Source organism: Asticcacaulis solisilvae (genome assembly GCF_017875235.1).
GTDB classification, from domain to species: domain Bacteria; phylum Pseudomonadota; class Alphaproteobacteria; order Caulobacterales; family Caulobacteraceae; genus Asticcacaulis; species Asticcacaulis solisilvae_A.
In genome coordinates, this window is record NZ_JAGGMI010000021.1 from 16,647 (window position 1) to 38,116 (window position 21,470).

Genomic DNA, 21,470 nt, shown 5'->3' on the forward strand with positions numbered 1-21,470 from the left:
TCCCGCACGGCCATGGCGGATAGTCTCGGGTATTATTGCGGCAGATAGATATCCGAGATTACCCGTTCGCCCCCTACCCGATTGAGCTGGACCACCACATCGATCAGCGACGTCGCATAGGCCAGGGTTTCGCTGCGCGTCAGTTGCGTGCCGCCCTGCATGACCATGAGCGCGATCTGCTCCAGCGCGCCCTTCGGCGTATTGGCGTGCGCCGTCGTAAAGGAGCCTGGATGACCCGTATTGATGGCGCGCAGGAAGGTCTGGGCTTCCTCGCCACGGATTTCACCAACTATGATGCGGTCGGGGCGCAGGCGCAACGATGCCTGCAAGAGGTCGTTGATCGTCACCTTGGCCTCCCCCAGTTCGCCCTTGACAGCAACGAGGCGTAGGGAGTTGGCGTGGTTATCGGCGATTTCCGCCGTGTCCTCGACCAGGATGATCCGCTCGTGCTCGGGGATGATCTTGAGCATGGCGTTCAGGAAGGTCGTCTTGCCCGAGGATGTACCGCCCGAAATCAGAATCGTCTTGCGCGAGGTGACGGCGTCTTTCAGGAACTTGATCGGCTGGGCGCGGGCATACTCCTCTTCGTCCTGGCCGTGGGCGTGCTCGATCTTGCGAACCGGGCCGCGATCATAGTCATCAAGCGACATGTCGATCATGCGGTGGCGCCGGATGGCCATGGCCCAGTGCTTCGATGCCGGCGGACCGACCAGTTGCACGCGCTCGCCCGTCGGCAGGCTGGCGGCCAGCAGCGGGTTTTCCCGGTTGATGCCCTGGTGCGCGACGCGGGCGATCTGGGCCGCCAGGCGCGACAGCAGGATGTCGTCGACCTCCGGCATCTCGACGCAGCGCATGTTCGGCTCGCCCGAGATTTCGATCCACACCTCGAACGGCTTGTTGACGAGGATTTCCGTGACATCGTCGCGCTCCAGCCACGGCAGGAAAGGTTTCAGGTAGGTGCGCAGATAGACGCCGTCGAGCGCGACGACGCCTGAGTTTTCGACATCCAGGGGCGTGGCCATGGCGGTTACAATGCGAAATCCAGGTCGCGCGCGGCGAAGACCTGGATGGGCGCGCCTTGCGGAACCTTGATGGTCGGAGGAATCTTGACGTCGCTCGACAGGGCCTCGGCCGCGACATTCTTGGCGTCGTTGGCGCCGCCGATGACGATGGTGTTCGATGTGTTCTTGCTAAGCCCGGCGGCCAGGCCATTCACAACCGACAGCAGCATGGCCGCGCCGAAGCGTTTGACGAAATGCGTATCGACGCTGCCGGCCGCGCCGGCCTGGCCCAGGTCGTCGATCGCCGGCGACGACAGCTGGATCGACAGGCCATCGGGGCGGATCAGCCGCGTCCAGATGATGAAGGCGCGCGTCTCGCCCGACGCCAGGCCGCTTTTGTATTGGCCGATCAGGCGCGATCCGCGCGGGACCAGGACAGCCGTGCCGTCAAAGCTGCGGATATCGCGCGACACGATGGCGCGCGTGTAGCCCGGCAGGTCGGAATTGATGGCGGTTTCCAGCACGGCCGGAATAACCGCGCCCATGGGCACGACCTTGGCCGGATCGGCCATCTTCTGGGCCTTCTGGGTGGTCTCGCCGTTGACGCGGGCGGCGAACTGGTCGTTCGAATTGAGGGTAACGCCCCCTCCTCCGGCTGCCGGCGCGGCCTGGGCCGGCGCGGCCGGCTGCGGCGCGCTGTTGTCGATGACCAGGGCGGGTGAGCGCGGGCCGTTGGGATCAGGATTTACGGCTGGCTGGGTTGGCTGCGTCGGCGGCACTGTCATCGGCATCGGCTGGACGATCTGCGGTGGCACCTCCAGCGGGGCATTGTATGACGGATCGACCGGCGGCAAGGTAGAGTTCTGCGACGGTGGCTGGACCGGCACGGTGCGCGGCGGCTCCGGCTGGCTGGCTGGCGGCTGCCCCAGCATGACGAAGGTCAGGACGCCCAGGGCCACTGCGCCGCCGATGCCGGCGATCGCCGTCATGTCGACGCCGCCGGCGGGCTTGGCCACGTCCGGCAGGGCGCGGACCGAGGCGGCTTCGAGCGCATCGGGCTCCATCTTCAGACGCGGATCGGCCCCTGTCGGCAGGGGCGCATTGCGAGGTGTCTGGACCATGGCTGGCTCCTACTTCTGGCGCGGCTTCGGGGACTGGGCATCGAGGCCCTGCACCTTGAAGGCGTCGTTATAAAGGGTCGACTTCAGGCTGCCGCGCCGCAGCACGTAGGCCGGCGCCACCTGCTCGATCACCAGGTAGTCGCCGCGCGAGGCGTAGTTGACCAGGCTTTCGGTATTGTCGGTATTCAGGGCATAGACGGCCGGCGCGGGGATGGAGGGCGCCCAGCGGAAGTAGGTCAATGCGCCGTCGTCGAAGACGCGGATCGGCACCAGGTCGGCCGAACCGACGAAGGAATAGGCCGTGTTGCGCTTTTCCGGCGCCGGCAGGAAGGCGTTGGGATCGGGCGGCCGCGTCGGCGCCTGGGGCGTGCCGGTCGATGGCTCGGGCGCATAACGGAAGCGCAGTTCATAGGTCACGTCGCCGCCACGGCATGCCTTTTCGGACGCCGTGCGCAGCTCGAAATTATAGCTGCGGCGGTTGGTGATGACCGTCATATTGGTGAAGCCCTTCGACGACACCGGCTTGACGAAGACCAGGTTGCCGCGCTTGTTGACCGTCACCTGCCAGTTGGCGGAGTCGCCGACCGACACGTTTTCAACCTGCTCGTTCGACGCCAGGGTCACGGTCGTCTGGAAGCCGGCGCAGCCGAGCATCTGGACGACGGCGGTCGGGTCGTAGTCGATGACGCGCAGCCGCGAGTCGAAATCGGTGACGGGCTGGGCGGCCACAGAGGTCGCCAGCAGGAGCGGAAGCACAGGGAAAAGTACGCGTTTCATGGTCATTTCACATCTGCGGGCGGCGCGGGCGGGGGCGTCTTCATCGCGGCCGCGGGATTGGCGGCCGGACGAAAGCGTTGCCCAAGCCCCTGGACGCGGCTGAAGCGGTCGGCGCTGCCCTGGGGCGCGCGGGTGTCGGGATCGTAAAGGCCCAGCACCTGGGTGCGGGCGCCGGAAGACGACGCGATCGACTGGTCGCGGGTCACGGCCGTCACCAGGGGCGCGGTGCGTTCCAGTGCGTCGGAGGCGCGCGAACTGGCGTTCAGCGATTGCAGGGCCGGAGAGGACTGCATGGTCTGCAGGGTGCCGGCGACGCCCGGCGCCTGCGGGCCCGGGGACGCAGGCTTGTCGCGAAGCGCCGCCTGCCAATCCTTGACCAGGTTGGCCGCCACCCACATCAGGGTGAACAGGAAGGCGCAGTAGATCAGTGAGCCCATGAACAGGATGACCATGGGCTGGACGGCCTGGACAGCGCGCTGCGGATCGGCGCCGATGCTCTCGATCAGCGGAATGAATAGCGTCAGGGCCGCTGTCCCGCCCAGGACGGTCAGAAGCGGCGCCAGGGCGAAGACCAGGCTGGTGCGGATCCAGCCGTTGAACAGGCCGCGCGTCTGCGGAAACAGGCCAAACACGATGAAGACCGGCCCCAGGATCAGCAGCAGATAGAGCACCATGCGCGTCAGGATGAGCACGCCAAGCGTCGAGCACAGCAGGAACAGGCCCGAAAGCCAGAACAAAGTCACCGGCATGGGCTTGGGCGCCAGCATGTTGGCCGCCGTCGGATCGGGCTGGCCCGGAATGGTCGCGACCGTCTGGCCCTTATTGTCGAGTGTCTGGGCAATCTCGGCGAAGCGCACGAACAGGCCGTCCAGCGCCTGGGCGAAATTCATCACCGCGCTGCCTTTTTGTCCGAGCAGCGCCGCGGCGACTTCGTCCGGGCCGTTCATCAAGAGGCCGTAGAAGATGGCGTGATAGGCCGGCCAGGCAGTGACGAAGGTCAGGACCAGCACCATGGTGATGATGCGCGGCGACAGCATCGGCACGGTCAACTGCGTGCGGCCGGTCATGAAGCCGTAGCCCAGGATGGCGACATAGATGGTCAGCAGCACGAACAGCACATAGCTGAACGCCCCGCCGGCGCCGAACAGACGGTTGTAGCCGACTTCGACGGCCTGGATGATGCGGCAGTCCATCGTCGCCAGCGACTGCGAGACGCTGACTTCACCGACCAGGGTGATCTGGGGGCAGGCCGCCGCTTGCAACATCATTCGGCTCCCTTACGGAGCTTGGGACGGCGCGTCGTGGTGTCCGGATAGGGTGAGCCCGTCAGGGCTTCCCACCAGGCGTGGGGTTCGTCACCCAGCTGTGCGCGCAGTTCATCGAGTTGGCGCACCGTCGATTCGCGGCCCGACAGGACGGTCAGCACATCAGGCATGGTCGCCAGATCCAACCGGGCGACGACGCTGTGATTGCCATGCTTGACCAGGAAGGCGCGCGACGACGACGGCAGGGCCCGGATCAGGTCGAGTTCGTGCAGGGTCAGGCCGAAGCCATCGACATAGTCCTCGGCCTGGGCGCGCGGATTGGGCATGAATATCTGCGTCGCCGACTGTTCGATGATCGCGGTCGAGATGCGACTGTCAAGCGCGTCGCGCGCCGACTGCGTGCCGAAACCCAGGATGGCGTTGCGTTTCCGCAGGGTCTTCATCCAGTTGCGAATGGCGGCGGCGAAGATTTCGTCGTCCAGCGCCTTCCAGCCCTCATCAATGATGATGACGGTCGGCGTGCCGTCCAGGCGTTCCTCGACGCGCTGGAACAGGTACATCATGCACGGCGTCCGCAGGACCGGCTCGTTGAGCAGCAGGGTCATGTCGAAACCGAGCGTGCGCGCGCTCATGTCGAGCGCGTCGGTCTCGTTGTCGAACAGCCAGGCATGCTCGCCCTCGCCCACCCACGGATTGAGGCGCGTCGCCAGGTCCCCGTGCGTCGGACGGCGGACGCCGCCCAGCAGCTCACGGAAATAGCGCAGGCGCCGGTAGCGCGGCTCCTGCTCGAAGTTGGCGTCCACCGCCTCGGTGATGATCGCTTCTTCTTCGGAATTGAGCGGCAGGTCGGGCCGGCTCAGGAGTTGAGCAATCAGGGTGCGCAGGAAGGCGCGGTTGCCGGGATTGTCCGCCAGTTGCAGCGGATTGAAGCCGGTCGGCTCGCCGGGCCGCAGGGTGGCGTAATGGCCGCCGATGCCGCGAATGAAGATTTCGGCGCCGCGATCCTTGTCGAACAAAACGGTGCGCGGCTTGAACTTCTGCGCCTGCGCGGCCAGGAAGTTGAGCACCACCGTCTTGCCCGAGCCCGAGGGCCCGATGACGGTGAAATTGCCGAGATCGGCCTTGTGGAAGTTGAAATAATAGGGCGTCGCCGACGAGGTTTCGAAGACCGTGACCGCCTGGCCCCAGTGATTGCCTTCGGGCTGGCCGATCGGGAAGCCGTGCAGCGAGGCGAAACTCGCATAAGCAGATGTCGAGATCAACGCCTTGCGGGCAATGAACTGTTCGTTGCCGGGGAACTGCGCCCAGAAGGCAGGCTCGAGGTTGACGTCCTCGCGCACCGCCACGGCGCCGAGATCGGCCAGGGCCGCCAGGCATTGCGCGGTCGCCGGATCGAGCGCCTCCAGCGACTTGGCGCGGACCAGCAGGCTCATATGGTGCTCGCCCAGGCCCATCACGCCGGTTGACAGATCATCCTTGGCCGACATCAGGCCGGCGCGTAAGGAGAGCGCCTCCTCGTCGGCGGCGCGCATGCGGCGCAGCGCCAGGTTGATGCGCTCCAGGCCGATCTGGCGGTCAACGAAGCCAAAGCTTTCGGTCAGCGTCATCTCGTAGGGCAGGCGCAGCAGGGCATCGACCATGCCGGGCGTGGCGTTGGGCGGATAGTCCTTCAGCGACAGGATCGAGCCGTAATCCTTGCCCTCGCCCAGCGACGCCTGCTCCAGCGACTCGAGGCCGAAGCTGATGCGGCGGTAGGGCAGATAGTTGCCAATGTCCTCATGGGTACGCAAGACCGGGCGCATCTCGCCGTTGTAGATGGCCGACAACAGCTCCAGCAGTTCCGAGCAGCGGCCGTTCTGGGTTTCGTAGGCGCCGAGGATACGCGGCCCGTAGGACTGCAGCGCCGCCAGCAGCGCCTCGGATGCCGCCTGGATTTCCTTGTGGTCGCGCGCCTGGGTGGCGGCCAGGGCATTGTCGCCCAGCCCCTTGCCGAACATGTCGGCGAGCCGTTCGGCGAAGCCGACCTTGCCCTTTGGGTTGCGGCGAACGATGGTGATGAACAGGTCGTTGACGAACAGTTGGCGCGACGACAGCTTGTCCTGCCACTTTGACTGGATCAGGCCGCACACCGGGTCGTCATAGCTGGCGTTCAGCCCGACGCTGACCTTGCGGCGGATAATGTGGTGATAGAGGACGAACCGAGACGATCCGATGGCGCGCAAGGCAGCCGCCCGGATGAACTGGCGGTGATTGACCTCTTCGGTATCCGCCGTCTCGAAGGCAAAGCCTTCGAGGTACAGCGATTGCATCAGGCTGCCGTCGCGGAGCACGATCGTGCGGTCGTCAAGGAAATGGTCGTAAGGCAGCTGATCGCCGACGCGCTTTTCCTTTTTGGCCCAGCCCGCGAAACCGCCCAATCCCTTGTTATCGTCCGCCATAATATCAAAAATACTTAAGGATGGTAGGAGTTACAGCGCCAGTAGCGCCAGTTGCGAATACGGGGGCAGCGCTGCACTTTGGTCATCCACAGGTCGAAGACCCGGGGCTCACGCAGGCACGCCAGATACCCGATGGCGTGGATGACGACCGACACCGCGAACGCCCAGAAGGAGCGCGTGATGAGAAAGACTTCGGTCGTCACCACCGCATTGATGATGAAGTAGCTGTAGGTCACGCCGGCGAACATCTGCGGCTGGGTCAGCGCCTTGAAAACCGGAGATTTGACCAGGTCCGTCATGGGACTAGCGCGCCATGGCCTGGATGCCGCCGACGATGGTCGCCGCGCCGAACAGGATGAAGACGCCGACGATGACGGTCGCGCCGTAGCGCCAGTTCATGCGGCCGGTCAGCATCATGAAGCCGACCGCGGCCACCGCGATGACGGCGACAGTGGTTGCGACACGGCCCAGCAGGGTCTGCTGGATCCAGTCGACGGCGCCGGTGATCGGCGACGATCCGGCCGGACCACCCGTGGCCTGGGCGGCAGCAGTGTTCGCCCAGGTCATCATCGATGCCGCCATGGCCATAACAGTGATAGACAGGGGGTTCTTCATTCCTACCTCACATCCGCGTCGCGACCGGTCAATCCCCGGTAGAGAATCAGCGACAGTGTTATGCGCAAGTCTTGCGCAATGCGTCAGGCATGACAAGCCGCCGGATGATCCGGGGACTGAACACGCCGCGCGGACTTATAGGCAAAAATTATGTTGGCAAAAAGGGCTTTGCGTGACTTCACCGAAAGTTTCACGGGATTGTCACAATTGCCCTCGGAGACTTTATCCCGGCTGTTAATCTTCTGAAAACGTTACTGTGACGCCGCGCTTGCGGAAATAGGACTGCATGGTCTTGCGGCCGGCGCGGTTGTTCTGGGCCAGGCGCGTCGGCTGGACCACCGCCTCTTTCAGCCCTTCGGCGGCCAGGGCGTCTTTCAGCGCCTTGATGTGCGTATCGATCTCGGCATTGTCGTTGGCCAGCGACGTGTAGATGTTTTCGAGAGCTTCGGCGACGGTCAAGGGACACTCCAATCAAAAGATGCCCGCCTGTTATCAGGTTTGGCTTGCCTGTGGCAAGAGCCCGCCTTCTGCTGCGCCCCTCCCCCTACGCTTACGTAAACGAATGCCTTAAAAAAACACCGATTCACAGCTTTTTGAGAGTTTGGATGTAATGATTCGGTTGTAGTTTCGGGGCACGGACAAGATGCCTCACAGGGGAGCGAACCGGCGGATGGGTTTCATCAGCAATATCAGGCGCGACGCCACCTTCATGACCCGCCTGCTGCGGATTCTCCGCCGCATCCGCAGTGTCAATCCCGACTCGTCCAATCTCGTCTGCGACGACTTCGAACATGCCGCCGACCAGTGGCCGACGCAGACGGCGCTGATCTTCGAAGGCAAGAGCCTGACCTATCAGCAGCTCGACGTCATGGCCAACCGCTATGCCCACTGGGGCCGTCAACGCGGCCTGAAGCCCGGCGACACGGTCGCGCTGTTCATGCCGAACCGGCTCGAATACCTGGCCATCTGGATCGGAATGAACAAGATCGGCGTCGTCACCGCGCTGATCAACAATTCATTGACCGGCAAGGGCCTGGCCCACTGCCTCAACATCTCGATGGCCTCGCTGACCCTGGTCGACCTGACGACCATGCCGTGCTTCATGGAGATCGAATCCCAGATCGAGCGCTTCCAGGCCCTGTGGGTGCTGGACCTGCCGCGCGAGAAGGAAACCGAGGATTGCCGCAGCCTGGATGCCGCCATCAAGGGCGTATCGACGGTTCGTCCGGACCGCACGCCGCGCGCCGACCTGAAGGCGTCCTCGACCGCCCTCTACATTTATACGTCCGGCACAACGGGCCTGCCCAAGGCCGCCAAAATCTCCAACGCCCGCGCCCAGCTCTACATGAAGGCCTTCGCCGGCCTGACCAAGATGGGCCCCGGCGACCGGGTCTACTGCGTCCTGCCGCTATATCACGCCACCGGCGGCCTGTGCGCCACGGGCGCGGCCCTGATGAACGGCGGCGCCATCGTGCTCAAGCGCAAGTTCTCGGCCAGCCAGTTCTGGAGCGATGTCCGCCTGCAGGGCGTGACCCATATCGTCTATATCGGCGAGCTGTGCCGCTACCTCGTCAACTCGCCCCCCGCCCCCAATCCGGACGACGAGCGCAAGCACAAGGTGCGCATGGCGTTCGGCAACGGCATGCGGCCCGAGGTCTGGGACCAGTTCAAGAGCCGTTTCAAGATTCCCGACGTGCTCGAATTCTACGGCTCGACCGAAGGCAATGTGTCGCTGTTCAATCTCGACGGCCATTCCGGAGCGATAGCGCGCGTTCCGCGAATCCTGCGCAACAAGTTCAATGTCCGCCTGGTCCAGTTCGACATCGAGAGCGAAATGCCGATACGCGGCCAGAACGGTCTGTGCATCGAATGCCGGCCGGGCGAGATCGGCGAGGCCATCGGCCACATCGCCCACGACGCGCGCCACGCCTATTCCGGCTATGCCGACAAAGCCGCCTCGCAGAAGAAGGTCCTGACGGACGTCTTCAAGAAGGGCGACCAGTGGTTCCGCACCGGCGACCTGATGCGCCAGGACAAGCAGGGCTATCTTTATTTCGTCGACCGCATCGGCGATACCTTCCGCTGGAAAGGCGAAAACGTCTCGACCTCGGAAGTCGCCGAATACTGCGCTTCGGCGCCAGGCGTCGAAGAGGCCATCGTCTACGGCATCCCCGTCCCGCATCACGACGGCAAGGCCGGCATGGTGTCGCTGATCACGCGCGAAGGCTTCGACCTCAAGCTGTTCAAGGACCACGTCGACTCAAAGCTGCCGGCCTATGCGCGGCCGCGCTTCGTCCGCCTGCTGCAGGAGGTCGAAACGACCGGCACGTTCAAGTACAAGAAGATGGACCTGATCAAGGCCGGTTTTGACCTGGGCGCGGTCACCGATCCGCTCTATCTCCTGTGCAATGACGACTATGTGCCGCTGACCCCGGACATGGCCGCCCAGATCGCCGGTGGGCAATTGAGACTGTAAAAAAGGGCTATAAAACCTTTTTTGCCAAAAGCTTGCATCCTGCCGTCGCGAACCCTATCCAAATCCGCGCAAGGCCTTTGCTATCGTTAATCCATCCCGCACGGAGCGGGGATGGAGATAGTCTTATGGAACTTCAAGTTGGATGGCTGGCGGCTATCGTCGTTGGCGCGCTCGCCGGCTGGATCGCCGAACAATTCATGCGTTCGGAACAAGGCCTGCTTATGAATATCGTCATGGGTATCCTGGGTGCCCTGATTGCCAATGCCGTTCTGGCGATGATCGGCGTGCAACTTGGTGGCGTTATCGGTTATCTGATCGCCGGCGTGGTCGGTGCCTGTCTGCTTATTGCGGTTGGCCGGGCCTTCAAGGGCCGAAGGGTCTAACCCTCTTTTATAAAATCGAACAAAGACAAGCGGCGAAGGTCTCCTTCGCCGCTTCTTTTTTTGCGTCATACAGGAGTCATGATACCGTTGCAGACATGTAACATTTCAGTGAAAAGCCCGATCACAAAATCGTATACAGTATTTTTTATTTTATTCTCGGTCTAGCCTCTCTCCACCCAAGAGGAGGTTCGCATGAGACAGACACATCGTTCGATTACCCGCCTGATGCAGGGCAGCGCCATTGTCCTGACGCTTACCGTCCTGGCCCCCGCCGCCTTCGCGCAAGACACCGATACGACGACGGAAACGGCAAAGGATGGCAACGACACGGGCGAAGTCGTCATCACCGGCAGCCGCATCCGCCACCGCGGCGCCCAGAGCGCGACGCCGACCTCCACAATCAGCGCCGATACGATCCAGAAGACCGGCACGCGCCAGATTGCCGATCTGGTCAACCAGCTTCCCGCACTGGTTATCAGCCAGAGCGACCAGACCAGCAATGCCAACCGCGACAAGGATTCGATGGATCAAAGCCATCCTGGCATGAACGCGCTGGACCTGCGTGGCCTGGGCACCAAGCGCACTCTTGTCCTGGTCAACGGCCGCCGTCACGTCCCGGGCGCGCCCGGCAGCGCCGCGGTCGACATCTCGACCGTGCCGTCCAGCCTGGTCGAGCGTGTCGAAGTCATTACCGGCGGCGCCTCGGCGCTTTACGGCGCCGACGCCGTGGCCGGCGTGGCCAACTTCATTCTCAAGAAGAATTTCGAAGGCGTCGACCTCAACCTGCGCTACGGCAATTCCTGGCGCAACGACATGCCGAGCTACGATGTCGACATGCTCTACGGCAAGAACTTCGCCGACGGCAAAGGCAACTTCACGATCTTCGGCTATTACGGCGTATCGGACGGCACGGTCAGCGGCCAGGACCGGCCGTGGACAGCCGCTGGCAATCCGTGGTGGGCGCGCGTTCCCGGCAGCACGCCGGCTTTGAACTACATTCTCGATGGCCGCCAGAACCTCGGCTATTCGCCGCGCGCCCAGGTGCTGCTGGGCGGCAAGGTGTGGACGTTCAACGACGACGGCACCATGCGCGCGCCCATCCTGGGGCCGGCGGGCATTCTGCCGAACACCTACGACATGAGCCTGCCCGAAACGGTGGCCAACCTGGAAACCAATGGCGGCGAATATGGCGGCCGCTACGACAGCTGGTTGCTGTCGGTACCGAACGACCGCTTCATCACGCACGGCACGTTCAACTACCAGTTCTCGGAAAATCTCAGCTATTTTGTCGAGCTCGACTACGCCACCAATAAATCACACGGCGAGTACGGCATGTGGTGGGAAGGCGCGTCGAACTGGCTGTGGGACGGCAACCCGTTCATCACGCCGGAAATGGTCGCGGCCAATGGCGGCAGCCTGCCCTATGTCGCCTTTGCCCGTCAGTTCCCGGAAATGGGCCGCTCGAAATCCTACTACCAGCGTGACCTGAGCCAGGTCGTCACCGGCTTCGACGGCAAGCTGCCGTCGCTGATCCGCGACCACGACTGGACCTGGTCGGTCTACGCTTCCTATGGTCGCACGGAAGAAACCATCCAGGACCGCAACAGCGTGTCCAACGAACGCTACATGCGCGCGCTCGACGCCGTCTCGGGTCCGGGCGGGACGCCGATCTGCTGGGTCAATTCCGACGCCGACACCAGCAATGACGACCCGGCCTGCAAGCCACTCAATCCGTTCAAGCCCCTGACCCAGGACGTCATCGACTACCTGACGTTCAACCCGAGCGAGTCGAAGTCGTGGCTGGACCAGACCGTCGTGTCCGGCTACGCCACCGGCGCCCTGTTCACCCTGCCGGCCGGCGAGGTCCAGGGCGTGATCGGCGGCGAATACCGCAAGGAACGCAACCACATCGGCGCGGTCGCCGAATACGACCCGAACAATCCGGCCTATGTGCCCGACTACGGCGTCATCCAGAACCCACTCGACGGCGAATTCGACGTCAAGGAAGTCTTCGGCGAACTGAGCGTGCCGATCCTGGCCAACCTGCCGATGGCGTACAAGCTGTCGGTCGACGCCGCTATCCGCTCATCGGACTATTCAACCGCCGGCAAGACGACCTCCTGGAAGTACGGCCTGCAATACGCGCCGATCCGTGACATCCGCCTACGCACCACCTATGGCAAGGCCGTGCGCGCGCCGAACATCTCCGAAGTCTTCACCGCCAGTTCGATCAGCGGCCAGTGGCTGTATGATCCCTGCAACTACTACCTGCCCAACCGGGCGGAAAACACCCAGTACACGGCGCCCAACTGCGCCATCCTCAATCCGGCGAACAAGAACGTCTACTGGCAGTGGCTGGAGGTCGAGAAGAAGGGCAATGAGGACCTGAAGGTCGAAACCGCCAAGACGCTGACCGTTGGCCTGGTCTTCCAGCCACGCGCGATCAAGAACTTAAGTTTCTCGATCGACTATTACGACATCGACCTGACCGACGTCATCGCCGCCGTCGAGCCACAGACCATCATCAACAAATGTGTGGACGGTCCCATGGACGGCAATCCGTACTGCGACCTGGTGGTGCGCGAAGCCGGCACCAACAACCTGCTGAGGGTCGTCAAGCAGAACATCAACCTGGCCCAGCGCCTCAACCGAGGCATCGACCTGGAGTTCGACTACAGCGTCGATATGGCGTCGTGGGGGTGGGGCAGCAAGGCCGGCCGCCTGTCGATCAATTCGGTCTACACCCACCTGCTGGAAAACAAGATCACGCCCGATCCGGACAATCCCGAAAACATCGTGGATACCTTGGGCGTCTTCGGCTTCCCAGAATGGAAGGGCGTGACCCGCGTCGCCTATGCGAACGGCCCGCTGTGGCTGAGCTGGAACCTGCGGCAGTTCTCGCCGATGCGTATGAACCCGACCATTACGCCGGAAGCCTATTCGCCGTACCGGACCAAGACGGTCTATTACAGCGACTTCTATGGCTCTTATCAGTTGAAACCCAACCTGACGCTCGGTTTCGGCGTCAACAATGTCTTCGACTCAGCCCCGCCGCGCTATCCCGGCGCCGAGGCCGGCGGCGCCTATTTCGGCGACGAAGGCTGGCAATCCGGCGTCTACGATGTCATCGGCCGGACGGGCTTTATCAGCCTGAGATACAAGCACTAAAGGACGATGACATTCGTGTGCAAGCAAGTCCCCCCTTCCGCCACGGCGCAAGCGCCGCGACACCTTCCCCGTTTACGGGGAAGATGGACGCGAAGCGGACGGAAGGGGGATTTCCCAGGCTAAACCAAGGCGTTGACCTGGCCAAAAAATTAAACAGAAAAAAAAGCGGCGAAGGAGACTTCGCCGCTTTCATTTTACTAACTCTGGGCGACCAAAAGCGCCGCCTTCTTTTTGATCTTAGTACCGCACCCGCAGGGTGACGCCATAGGTCTTCGGTGCACCCAGGAAGGCGTCATAGGTGTTGGTATCTGCCGCCTGGTTGTAATAAGTGCCCGGGTGAGATCCTCCCGACTGGACCGTCTGCTGGAAGCCCGTGCCCTGCAGCGGCGCGTTGATCACGACCTGCTTGTAGGTTTCGTCGGTCAGGTTCTGGCCCCACAGCTCGACCGTCCAGCGGCGATCGGGCGCGCCGATCGACACGCGGCCATTGATCAGGGTGAAGGCCTCCTGTTCCTTGAACGGGATCAGGTCCGAACCGGTGTTGTACTCCGAAGAATACTTGGCCGACAGGTTGGCGGTGGCGCGAAGGCCGCCGACATTGCCGCCCCACGACAGGGCCGCCGAACCGCTCCACTTGGGTGCGAACGACATCTGCGCGCCCGGCAGCAGCGACAGGCCGGGGAAGTGGCTCGGGTTGAGCAGGTCCGCCGCGGTAAACTTGCCGTACTTGGTGTCGGTATAGGTGACGCCGCCCTGGAAGGTCAGGCCGGTAATCGGCGTGCGCCAGTAGACGTCGGCGTCGAAGCCCTTCGATTCCAGGGTCGGGATCGATTCGACCACAAAGGCCGTGCCGAGGAAGGTGTTCAGCTGGAAGTTCTGGAACTTCTGGTCGAACACGGCGGTGTTCAGTTGCAGGGCGCCGTCGAACAGGGTCGTCTTCAGGCCCAGTTCGTAGCTGTCGACCGTTTCCGGCGGGAACCACAGGTCGGAGTCCGGCGTGACGCCGGTCTGAGCGCGGTCCAGGTTATAACCACCCGCCTTGTAACCGCGTGCGTATGACGCGTAGGTCATGGTGTTTTCGTTGACGTGCCACGCCGCCTTGAAGGTACCGGACAGGTCGCCGTCGCTGTTGCTGTCGGAGACCGTGCGGTTGTTGAAGGCCGGGTTGGCCCAGAACGGACACATGGCGCCGGCCAGGGTCGCGGCCGTCGTGCCGCCGGCGCGGATGGCGCCCAGCCAGATCGGGTTGGCGCCGTTGGCCAGGGCCTGACCGGCGGCCGCCGTCGGGTTGGTCGGGTTGGCGGCAAGCGCTGCGGCATAAAGCGCGCCGGTCTGCTGGTAGCGGGTCAGGGCCGCGCCACAGCCCGCACCGTTGTCGGTGTTCGTATAGAAGCCCGTCATGCTCTTCTTTTCCTGGGTGTAGCGCAGGCCCAGGGTGAATTCGAGCGACTGGATTTTCCACGAATTGTTGGTGAAGAGGGCGAAGGATTCGTCGGTCTGGGTGTAGTGGTCGCGCGCGCCCTCACCCGCCCGGAAGTTGGTGCCGAAGGCGCGGCCCGTCATGTTGGGCAGGAAGGTCGCGCTGGGCGTAATCGCCGGATTGATGGCGTTCAGCTGGCTCGAGATCAGCAGGCTGAGATAGGGCTCGTAGTGCGTGCCGTAGACGTAGGAATCGTGGCGATCCAGGTCTTCCTTGACGTAGAAGGCGCCGACCAGCCAGTTGACGTTCTCGGTCGCGCCGGCCAGACGGACTTCCTGGCTGAAGGTCTTGAAGCGGGCGTCGAAATCGCCGTTGTCGCGGCGATACAGGATGTCGGCGCCGGTATAGTCGATGTCCTGGCCGTTGGTCGACTTCCAGTCGCGCGCCGCCGTGATCAGGGTCAGCTGCGAATCCCAAAGATCCGGCAGTTTGACATTGGTCTCGACCGAGAAGCCGCCGTCACGGATGACCTGATGCGTGTCGCGGTTGGCGTAGGCAATACGCGCTTCGGGGTTCGGCGTGGTGGCAACGCCATTGCCGCCGGCCAGCGTGTTGATGGCTGCGCCGGTCGGACCGGTACGGATCTGGACCGCGGTACAGCAGTATTCATTGCGGTGGCTGTAGTCGCCGATGAGGCGGATATCGACCAGATCGGTCGGTGTGAACAGCAACTGGCCACGGATGGTCGAGAAGTCCTGGTCGCCGTCTTCCTTGAGCGTGCGGGGCCCCACACCGGTGTTGACGTTCATGAAGCCGTCGCGCTTGCGGCTAGCGACATAGAGGCGGCCGGCGATCAGGTCGTCGACCAGCGGGCCGGTAACCGAAGCGGCCAGGCCTTGCTGGCCATAGTTGCCAAAGGTCGCTTCGCCTTCTGCGCCAAAGGTGAAGGCGGGCTTCTTGGTAATGATGTTGATGACGCCGGCAGACGTGTTCTTGCCGAACAGCGTGCCTTGCGGGCCCTTCAGGACTTCGATGCGTTCCATTTCGCCGAGGTCACCGAAGCCGACGCCGTTGCGCGGACGATAGACTCCGTCGATGACCACGCCGACCGATGATTCCATCGAAGGGTTGTCGCCGACCGTGCCAACGCCGCGGATACGCGCGGTTGTCAGGCTTTCGTTCTGGGTCGAGGTGACGGTCAGGCCAGGCGTCAGGATCTGCATGTCCTTGATGTCGCGCACGCCCGCGTCCTGAAGCAGCTTGGCCGACAGGGTGGTGACGACAATCGGCACGTCCTGCAGCTTCTGTTCGCGCTTTTGCGCAGTAACGATGATCGTGCCTTCCTCGGCCGCCGGGGCATCCTGGGCGAAACCGATCGCGGGAAGACCGGCCAGAAGCGCGGCGCCCGCGGCGCCTGCCATCAGATGGCGATACTTCAGTAGAGTGGTGGCGTTTTGCATGGCGTTCCCTTTGGGCAATTTCATCTCTGCTTGGACCATTTTTTGTTACTGCCGGATCTGCGTCCGGTAAGCGGAAACCGCTAACAAAGACGGCGCCCGATTACTGATTTGACTAACACATTACGCGCACGGAAACAAATTTGTCCGCGGCTACACTGCGATGCAATAGTTTACGTAGCGTCAATACTTACGCAAACGCGGTAGAAAAACACGGTTATGAAGCAATTTTGCCGGATATATGCAAAAAACCAATACTTGCTGGTGTGCGGAAGCGGCGTTTTTTCACCCGCTTTATATTGCAGTTGCTCACAGCATCAAGATTTGACGTAACGGTACTCGGGCCGGAAATGCTGTCTCAGGGCTGTTTGCCGGTGCGGAACGCGATCTATCCCATGACAATCCTGTGACTGTGGCGCATAAAAGCCACACACCTAAGGTCAACTTTCCGCGAGAATTTGGCCGTCAGCGCTTGCGGGCATCGCGATGAGCGTTCACTTAAGTCCGAAGCCCCGAGCGAGACGAATATGTCCCTTAGAATAGCCCTGCCGATCGCCGCCGCCATAGCCGGTTTAACGATGTCCGCCACATCCCATGCCGAAACCCGGATTGGCGGCGACGGCATCAATCCGTCTTATGGCCCCGTTCCGGTCAACAGTACGGGCATTGTCGCCGCCGCGAACTACGCCGCGACCACAAAATCCGTAGTGATAAAGAAAATCATGAAAGCCCGGCAAGCGGCGACCGCCGACCTGCACTTCGCCATCTGCATGCGCGTCACCGGCGGCAACAAGACCTATCTGGTCGAAACCAAGGTTTCCCGTGCGCCCGGCAAGCCCTACAAGCTGGATGCGTGGACGCCCGTGAAGGCCTGCACGTGACCACATATCGTCCCGCGCCGCGCCTGCTGGACAGTGGGCTGGTCCTCCATGACACCGTTGCGGCGGCAGACTTTCCGCAAACGATCCTGCGCTACCGCAACGACCGCGCGGCGGCAGCCGTCGGGTTGGATAACCTGTCCGATGCCGACTGGGTGCGCCACTTCGGCCGGTTCGAAGCCTTGCCCGGCAACCAGCCGGCGCCACTGGCGCTGCGCTATCATGGCCATCAGTTCCGCCAGTACAATCCTGACCTCGGCGACGGGCGCGGCTTCCTGTTCGCGCAGTTACTGGACGATCGCGACCGCCTGCTCGATCTCGGCACCAAGGGCTCGGGCAAGACGCCCTATTCGCGCGGCGGCGATGGCCGCCTCACGCTGAAGGGCGGCGTGCGCGAAGTCCTGGCCACCGCCATGCTGGAGGCGCTCGGCGTGCCGACCTCGAAAAGCTTCTCGCTGATTGAGACCGGCGAGCAGTTGGTGCGCGGCGACGAGCCCTCGCCCGCCCGCTCATCCGTGCTGGTCCGCCTGAGCCACAGCCATATCCGCTTCGGGACGTTCGAGCGGCTGGCCTACCTCAACGATACGGAGACGATGGCCGCGCTGATCGATTTCATCATCGCCAACTATTCCCCGGACGCCGAAGGTGCCGCGGGCGTGTTCGATGCGGCCGTGTCGACCTCGGCGCTGCTGACGGCGCGGTGGATGGCGGCAGGTTTCGTCCACGGCGTGCTCAATACCGACAATATGAACATTACGGGCGAAAGCTTCGACTACGGCCCCTATCGCTTTCTGCCGCGCTACGATCCCGACTTCACAGCCGCCTATTTCGATCAGTGGGGTCTCTACGCCTATGGCCGCCAGCCCGACACGGTCGGTTGGAACCTGGCGCGGCTGGGATCTTGCCTGACCCTGATCTGCCCGTCAGAGCCACTGACGGAATCCTTGCGCCAATTCGACGCCCGCTTCCGCGACGAACTGGGCCAGGCCTTCTGCGCGCGCCTGAACGTCATGCCGCAGGCGGACAATACGCAGTTGGTCGCCGCCATCTTTGATTTCCTGAAAACCGTCACCTTCGATGGCAGTTTCGAGGCAATGTTCTACGACTGGTTCGGCGGCAAGGCGCGCGAATTCTTCGCCATGAATGGCCCTCGCGCCCCGCACTATGGCGGCGAAGCCTTCGCCAAATTCCGCGCCGCACTCGACGATTACACCACCGCCGATGCCGCCAAACTCGGCCATCCGCGCCTGTCGCAGCCTGAGCCCGAAACCCTGCTGATCGATGAGATCGAAGCCATCTGGGCGCGCATCGCCGAGGCCGATGACTGGCAGCCGCTGTACGACAAGCTGTCAGCGATCGAGACATACCGCCAGGCGCTGGGAATGAGTGTCGCCTGATCCGGTCGTCGTCGCGCCCTTAGCCGGGATCGATATGAACGACCAGTCTTCATGCATTCACGGCATTCGGCAGGTCCAGCGGCGGTTTGCCCGGCATGAACGGTTTGTAACTGGGTGCATCGCCCAAGCCAGAGTAGTCTGCCGCAAAACGGAGGCCGTCATGACCGGGTTGCGCGCGCTTATCCTTTGTCTTTTTGCCCTGCCCATTACGGCGCAAGCCCAGACTCCGCCACAGCCGCGCGCCATAACGGATGGCGTGGCGCTCATCCCTGGCGGTTTCCCGCCGAACCGCCAGCCCGACGGCAACACAGTGATCTTCAACGCGCCCAAAGGGCTGATCGTCATGGATACCGGCCGCCACGCCTGGCATCGTCAGGCGATCCTCAACTTCGCCACGGCCCAGGACAAACCCATTGCCGCCGTCATCAACAGCCACTGGCATCTCGATCACACCAGCGGCAATGCCGCGATCAGGCGCGCCTATCCAAAAGTCCAGGTCTGGGGCTCGCTGGCCATAGACGGCGCGCTGCGCGACTTCTTTCCTGACAGCGCCAGACAAGGCCGCGCCTTTCTCGACTCGGGCCAGGCGCCGCCGGACCTTGCGGAGGATATCCGCAACGACTTGGCGACGATCGATGCGCCGGCGCACCTCCGGCCGGACGCGGTCGTGACGGCGTCCGGCAAACAACGGATCGCCGGCAAGGCATTCCACGTCAATTTGGCGTCCAACGCCGCCACCGAAGGCGATGTCTGGGTCTTCGATCCGAAAAGCGGTGTGGCGGCGGCCGGAGACCTGGTCACCCTGCCCGTGCCCTTCCTCGATACGGCTTGCGTCAAGGGCTGGCAGGACGGGCTTGCCGCCATATGGGCAACGCCGTTCACCGTCGTCGTTCCCGGCCACGGCGCACCGATGACGCGTGCCCAATTCGCCACCTATCGCACGGCCTTTGACAGCTTTATCGATTGTGCCCGGTCAACGCAGGACAAGGCGCGATGCGCAGGCGACTGGGCGAAGGCGACGGAGACTTTAGGCGCACCGGAAGCCCCGGATAACGCGCGCACCATCGCCATGGCGGAATACTATGTCGACACGCTGCGGTCCAACGGCGGCAACAGCAAGTTCTGCAAGGCAAGTTAGAGTACCGAACAGTTGGTCAGCTGGCTGAAATATTCCAGCGCATAACCGCCGACGACGCTGGTGCCGAAGCGGTCGAGTTCCGGCGACCAGACGGCGATCGCCGCCGTATCCGGGACAATGGCGACGATGCCGCCGCCCACGCCGCTCTTGGCCGGCAAACCGACGCGATAGGCGAACGATCCAACCGAATCGTAGATCCCGCAGGTGAGCAGAAGCGCATTCAGCCGCCGGGTCAGGCGCGGCGGAAAGATGGTCTCCTCGACAAGCGGCGAAAATCCGCCGGCGGCCAGCGGCAAGGCGGCGCGCGCCAGTTGCCGGCAGGTGACGGCGATGGCGCACTGATGGCAATAGGCCGAAATCAGCGCTTCGACATCGTGGCTGATCGTGCCGAACTCACGCATCAGGTTGGCGATGGCGCGGTTCTTATGCGCGGTCGCGATCTCGCCCCGCGCCACCTCTTCGTCGATTTCGAGCTGTGCGCCCGACAGCATGCCCATAAAGTCACGCACGAGATATTGCGACTGAGGGACGATTCCCATCAGGCAGTCGGTGACCGCCAGGGCGCCCGGATTGATGAAGGGGTTGCGCGGTATCCCCTCCTCCTGCTCCAACTGCGACAGGTAGTTGAAAGGCGTGCCCGACGGCTCCTTGCCGACGCGCGTCCACACCTCGTCCCCAAACCGATTGAGCGCCAGGCCCAGCGAAAACAGTTTGGTGATCGACTGGGCCGAGAAGGCCTCGTCGGCATCGCCGACAACGCACTCCTCGACACCTACGATTGCGCTACCGCTCGCGCTGCTTGAGCGCTTCACCGTACACACCGCCATGCCGAAGCGGCGCGGATCGACCTCGGCCAGTTGCGGGATGTAATGCGCCGTCCGCCCTTTGCCGAAATGCGGCTGGACCATGATGGCGACTTCGGCCAGCACATCGGAAATGGAGACGCCTTGTTTCATGCGCTCAGAAACCGGCTGGGCATGAGTCTGTCAAGGCGTCAGGACGACGCCGACGATGATGTTTTTGACTTACTGACCTCTTCGGCGAAGGCCAGGACTTCGAATACGACGCGCGTCAGGTCGGCAATGACCTTGTCGCGTCCAGCGTCGTCCAGCTTGCCACCCGTCGTGAAGATCGACAGGAACAGCGGCGCCTTGCCGCCAGCCGGCCAGATCACCGCCACGTCGTTGGCATGGACACCAGCCGTGCCCGTCTTGTGGCCGACGACATAGCCTGCGGGCACGCCTGCCGGAATGCGGTTCTTGCCCGTGGTGGTCGCCACCATCCAGTCCTTGAGCAACGACAGGCTGGCGGGCTTGAGAACCGTGCCGGTGAAGACGGTCTTCAGCAACTGCGTCATGGCGGCAGGTGTCGTCGTATCGCGCTCATCGCCATCGACGACGTCATTCAGCGTCGGCTCGTTGCGGTCAAATCGCGTGGTCGTGTCACCCAAACCACGTACAAACGCCGTCAGTCCGGCCGGTCCGCCAATCAAGGGCAGTAGCAGGTTAGCCGCTGTATTGTCGCTGACCGCAACGGCCGCCGAACACAGATCGCCGATGGTCATCCTGCCCTTGGTGACGTGCTGGGTGGTGACCGGCGCGTATTCCAGCAGGTCGGCCTTGGTGTAAGCAACCTCCTGCGAGACCTTCAGCTTGCCCTGGTCAACCGCCTGAAGGACGGCGGCCGCCAGCACCCATTTGAACACCGAGCACATGGCGAAGCGCTGATCGGACTGGATGCTGAAATTGCTGTTGGCGTCGCCCGAGCCCGAGGTCAGGCTGACGCCGACCCGGCCGCCGTGACGGCGAACGATCTCGGCCACCTTCTGGCCGATGCCGATAACTTCGCCGAACTCGCGCGAACAGCCGGCCAGCGCCGTAGCCCCGGCCAATCCGGCGCCGGTCAGCGCCAGCATCATCCCCCTGCGCGACAGCAT

The 21,470-nt window shown here is 63.1% G+C and carries 17 protein-coding genes; 6 read left to right on the top strand and 11 right to left on the bottom strand.

From position 1 onward, the window contains the following. Positions 1-32: 32 nt before the first annotated feature. The 8 genes from virB11 to J2X24_RS21445 all read right to left on the bottom strand — a co-directional run bounded on the left by virB11 (position 33) and on the right by J2X24_RS21445 (position 7,676). Positions 33-1,022 carry a P-type DNA transfer ATPase VirB11 gene (virB11, locus tag J2X24_RS21410; RefSeq protein WP_209725989.1) on the bottom strand — a complete coding sequence of 330 codons (990 nt, stop codon included), beginning with the start codon at positions 1,020-1,022 and terminating at the stop codon, positions 33-35. Between the two features lie 5 nt (positions 1,023-1,027). Then, positions 1,028-2,122, bottom strand: a complete 1,095-nt coding sequence (locus J2X24_RS21415; RefSeq protein WP_209725991.1) for a TrbI/VirB10 family protein — start codon at positions 2,120-2,122, stop codon at positions 1,028-1,030. A 9-nt stretch (positions 2,123-2,131) separates the two neighbouring features. After that, complete coding sequence (locus J2X24_RS21420; protein ID WP_245345022.1) at positions 2,132-2,899, bottom strand: TrbG/VirB9 family P-type conjugative transfer protein; 768 nt, start codon at positions 2,897-2,899, stop codon at positions 2,132-2,134. A 2-nt stretch (positions 2,900-2,901) separates the two neighbouring features. Then, entirely contained in the window at positions 2,902-4,167 is a 1,266-nt protein-coding gene (locus J2X24_RS21425; RefSeq protein ID WP_209725995.1) for a TrbL/VirB6 family protein, read from the bottom strand. Further along, on the bottom strand, positions 4,164-6,602 hold the full coding sequence (locus J2X24_RS21430; RefSeq protein WP_209725997.1) for a VirB4 family type IV secretion/conjugal transfer ATPase: 2,439 nt from the start codon (positions 6,600-6,602) through the stop codon (positions 4,164-4,166). Before J2X24_RS21430 ends, J2X24_RS21425 begins: the two co-directional genes overlap by 4 nt. 14 nt (positions 6,603-6,616) lie before the next feature. Further along, positions 6,617-6,901 (bottom strand): VirB3 family type IV secretion system protein, encoded by a 285-nt coding sequence (locus J2X24_RS21435; protein ID WP_209725999.1) that lies wholly within the window; start codon positions 6,899-6,901, stop codon positions 6,617-6,619. 4 nt (positions 6,902-6,905) lie between these two features. Further along, the gene (locus J2X24_RS21440; RefSeq protein WP_209726001.1) at positions 6,906-7,217 is read right to left on the bottom strand and encodes a TrbC/VirB2 family protein; all 312 of its coding nucleotides are present in this window, start codon (positions 7,215-7,217) and stop codon (positions 6,906-6,908) included. Between the two features lie 234 nt (positions 7,218-7,451). After that, positions 7,452-7,676, bottom strand: a complete 225-nt coding sequence (locus J2X24_RS21445; protein ID WP_209726003.1) for a hypothetical protein — start codon at positions 7,674-7,676, stop codon at positions 7,452-7,454. 211 nt (positions 7,677-7,887) lie between these two features. Here J2X24_RS21445 and J2X24_RS21450 point away from each other — a divergent pair, with 211 nt between their 5' ends. From J2X24_RS21450 to J2X24_RS21460, 3 genes are all read left to right on the top strand, one after another. Continuing rightward, entirely contained in the window at positions 7,888-9,693 is a 1,806-nt protein-coding gene (locus J2X24_RS21450; protein WP_209726005.1) for a long-chain-acyl-CoA synthetase, read from the top strand. A gap of 125 nt (positions 9,694-9,818) precedes the next feature. Then, positions 9,819-10,076 (top strand): GlsB/YeaQ/YmgE family stress response membrane protein, encoded by a 258-nt coding sequence (locus tag J2X24_RS21455; protein ID WP_192621096.1) that lies wholly within the window; start codon positions 9,819-9,821, stop codon positions 10,074-10,076. A gap of 192 nt (positions 10,077-10,268) precedes the next feature. After that, complete coding sequence (locus J2X24_RS21460; RefSeq protein WP_209726007.1) at positions 10,269-13,244, top strand: TonB-dependent receptor domain-containing protein; 2,976 nt, start codon at positions 10,269-10,271, stop codon at positions 13,242-13,244. 237 nt (positions 13,245-13,481) lie between these two features. On the opposite strand, the gene J2X24_RS21465 is transcribed toward J2X24_RS21460, so the two are convergent. Then, the gene (locus J2X24_RS21465) at positions 13,482-16,124 is read right to left on the bottom strand and encodes a TonB-dependent receptor (RefSeq protein ID WP_209726009.1); all 2,643 of its coding nucleotides are present in this window, start codon (positions 16,122-16,124) and stop codon (positions 13,482-13,484) included. 524 nt (positions 16,125-16,648) lie between these two features. Between J2X24_RS21465 and J2X24_RS21470 the strand changes: the two genes are divergently transcribed. The 3 genes from J2X24_RS21470 to J2X24_RS21480 all read left to right on the top strand — a co-directional run bounded on the left by J2X24_RS21470 (position 16,649) and on the right by J2X24_RS21480 (position 19,534). Then, positions 16,649-17,002 (top strand): hypothetical protein, encoded by a 354-nt coding sequence (locus J2X24_RS21470; RefSeq protein WP_209726011.1) that lies wholly within the window; start codon positions 16,649-16,651, stop codon positions 17,000-17,002. Then, on the top strand, positions 16,999-18,396 hold the full coding sequence (locus J2X24_RS21475) for a protein adenylyltransferase SelO family protein (RefSeq protein ID WP_310005291.1): 1,398 nt from the start codon (positions 16,999-17,001) through the stop codon (positions 18,394-18,396). The genes J2X24_RS21470 and J2X24_RS21475 overlap by 4 nt, the downstream gene beginning before the upstream one ends. A gap of 160 nt (positions 18,397-18,556) precedes the next feature. Next, on the top strand, positions 18,557-19,534 hold the full coding sequence (locus J2X24_RS21480) for an MBL fold metallo-hydrolase (protein ID WP_209726013.1): 978 nt from the start codon (positions 18,557-18,559) through the stop codon (positions 19,532-19,534). Here the strand turns inward: J2X24_RS21480 and J2X24_RS21485 are convergent. Together J2X24_RS21485 and bla are read right to left on the bottom strand one after the other, a co-directional pair. Continuing rightward, positions 19,531-20,490, bottom strand: coding sequence for a glutaminase (locus J2X24_RS21485; RefSeq protein WP_209726015.1), 960 nt, complete (start codon positions 20,488-20,490; stop codon positions 19,531-19,533). The genes J2X24_RS21480 and J2X24_RS21485 overlap by 4 nt on opposite strands. 38 nt (positions 20,491-20,528) lie before the next feature. Next, a complete protein-coding gene (gene bla / locus J2X24_RS21490) occupies positions 20,529-21,470 on the bottom strand; it encodes a class A beta-lactamase (RefSeq protein WP_209726017.1) in 942 nt (313 codons plus the stop codon).

Bases quoted from the DNA above. Each gene is read 5' to 3' on its own strand.
- virB11 (WP_209725989.1), bottom strand. From the start codon at position 1,022: ATGGCCACGCCCCTGGATGTCGAAAACTCAGGCGTCGTCGCGCTCGAC.
- J2X24_RS21415 (WP_209725991.1), bottom strand. From the start codon at position 2,122: ATGGTCCAGACACCTCGCAATGCGCCCCTGCCGACAGGGGCCGATCCG.
- J2X24_RS21420 (WP_245345022.1), bottom strand. From the start codon at position 2,899: ATGAAACGCGTACTTTTCCCTGTGCTTCCGCTCCTGCTGGCGACCTCT.
- J2X24_RS21425 (WP_209725995.1), bottom strand. From the start codon at position 4,167: ATGATGTTGCAAGCGGCGGCCTGCCCCCAGATCACCCTGGTCGGTGAA.
- J2X24_RS21430 (WP_209725997.1), bottom strand. From the start codon at position 6,602: ATGGCGGACGATAACAAGGGATTGGGCGGTTTCGCGGGCTGGGCCAAA.
- J2X24_RS21435 (WP_209725999.1), bottom strand. From the start codon at position 6,901: ATGACGGACCTGGTCAAATCTCCGGTTTTCAAGGCGCTGACCCAGCCG.
- J2X24_RS21440 (WP_209726001.1), bottom strand. From the start codon at position 7,217: ATGAAGAACCCCCTGTCTATCACTGTTATGGCCATGGCGGCATCGATG.
- J2X24_RS21450 (WP_209726005.1), top strand. From the start codon at position 7,888: ATGGGTTTCATCAGCAATATCAGGCGCGACGCCACCTTCATGACCCGC.
- J2X24_RS21455 (WP_192621096.1), top strand. From the start codon at position 9,819: ATGGAACTTCAAGTTGGATGGCTGGCGGCTATCGTCGTTGGCGCGCTC.
- J2X24_RS21460 (WP_209726007.1), top strand. From the start codon at position 10,269: ATGAGACAGACACATCGTTCGATTACCCGCCTGATGCAGGGCAGCGCC.
- J2X24_RS21465 (WP_209726009.1), bottom strand. From the start codon at position 16,124: ATGCAAAACGCCACCACTCTACTGAAGTATCGCCATCTGATGGCAGGC.
- J2X24_RS21470 (WP_209726011.1), top strand. From the start codon at position 16,649: ATGTCCCTTAGAATAGCCCTGCCGATCGCCGCCGCCATAGCCGGTTTA.
- J2X24_RS21480 (WP_209726013.1), top strand. From the start codon at position 18,557: ATGACCGGGTTGCGCGCGCTTATCCTTTGTCTTTTTGCCCTGCCCATT.
- J2X24_RS21485 (WP_209726015.1), bottom strand. From the start codon at position 20,490: ATGAAACAAGGCGTCTCCATTTCCGATGTGCTGGCCGAAGTCGCCATC.
- bla (WP_209726017.1), bottom strand. From the start codon at position 21,470: ATGCTGTCGCGCAGGGGGATGATGCTGGCGCTGACCGGCGCCGGATTG.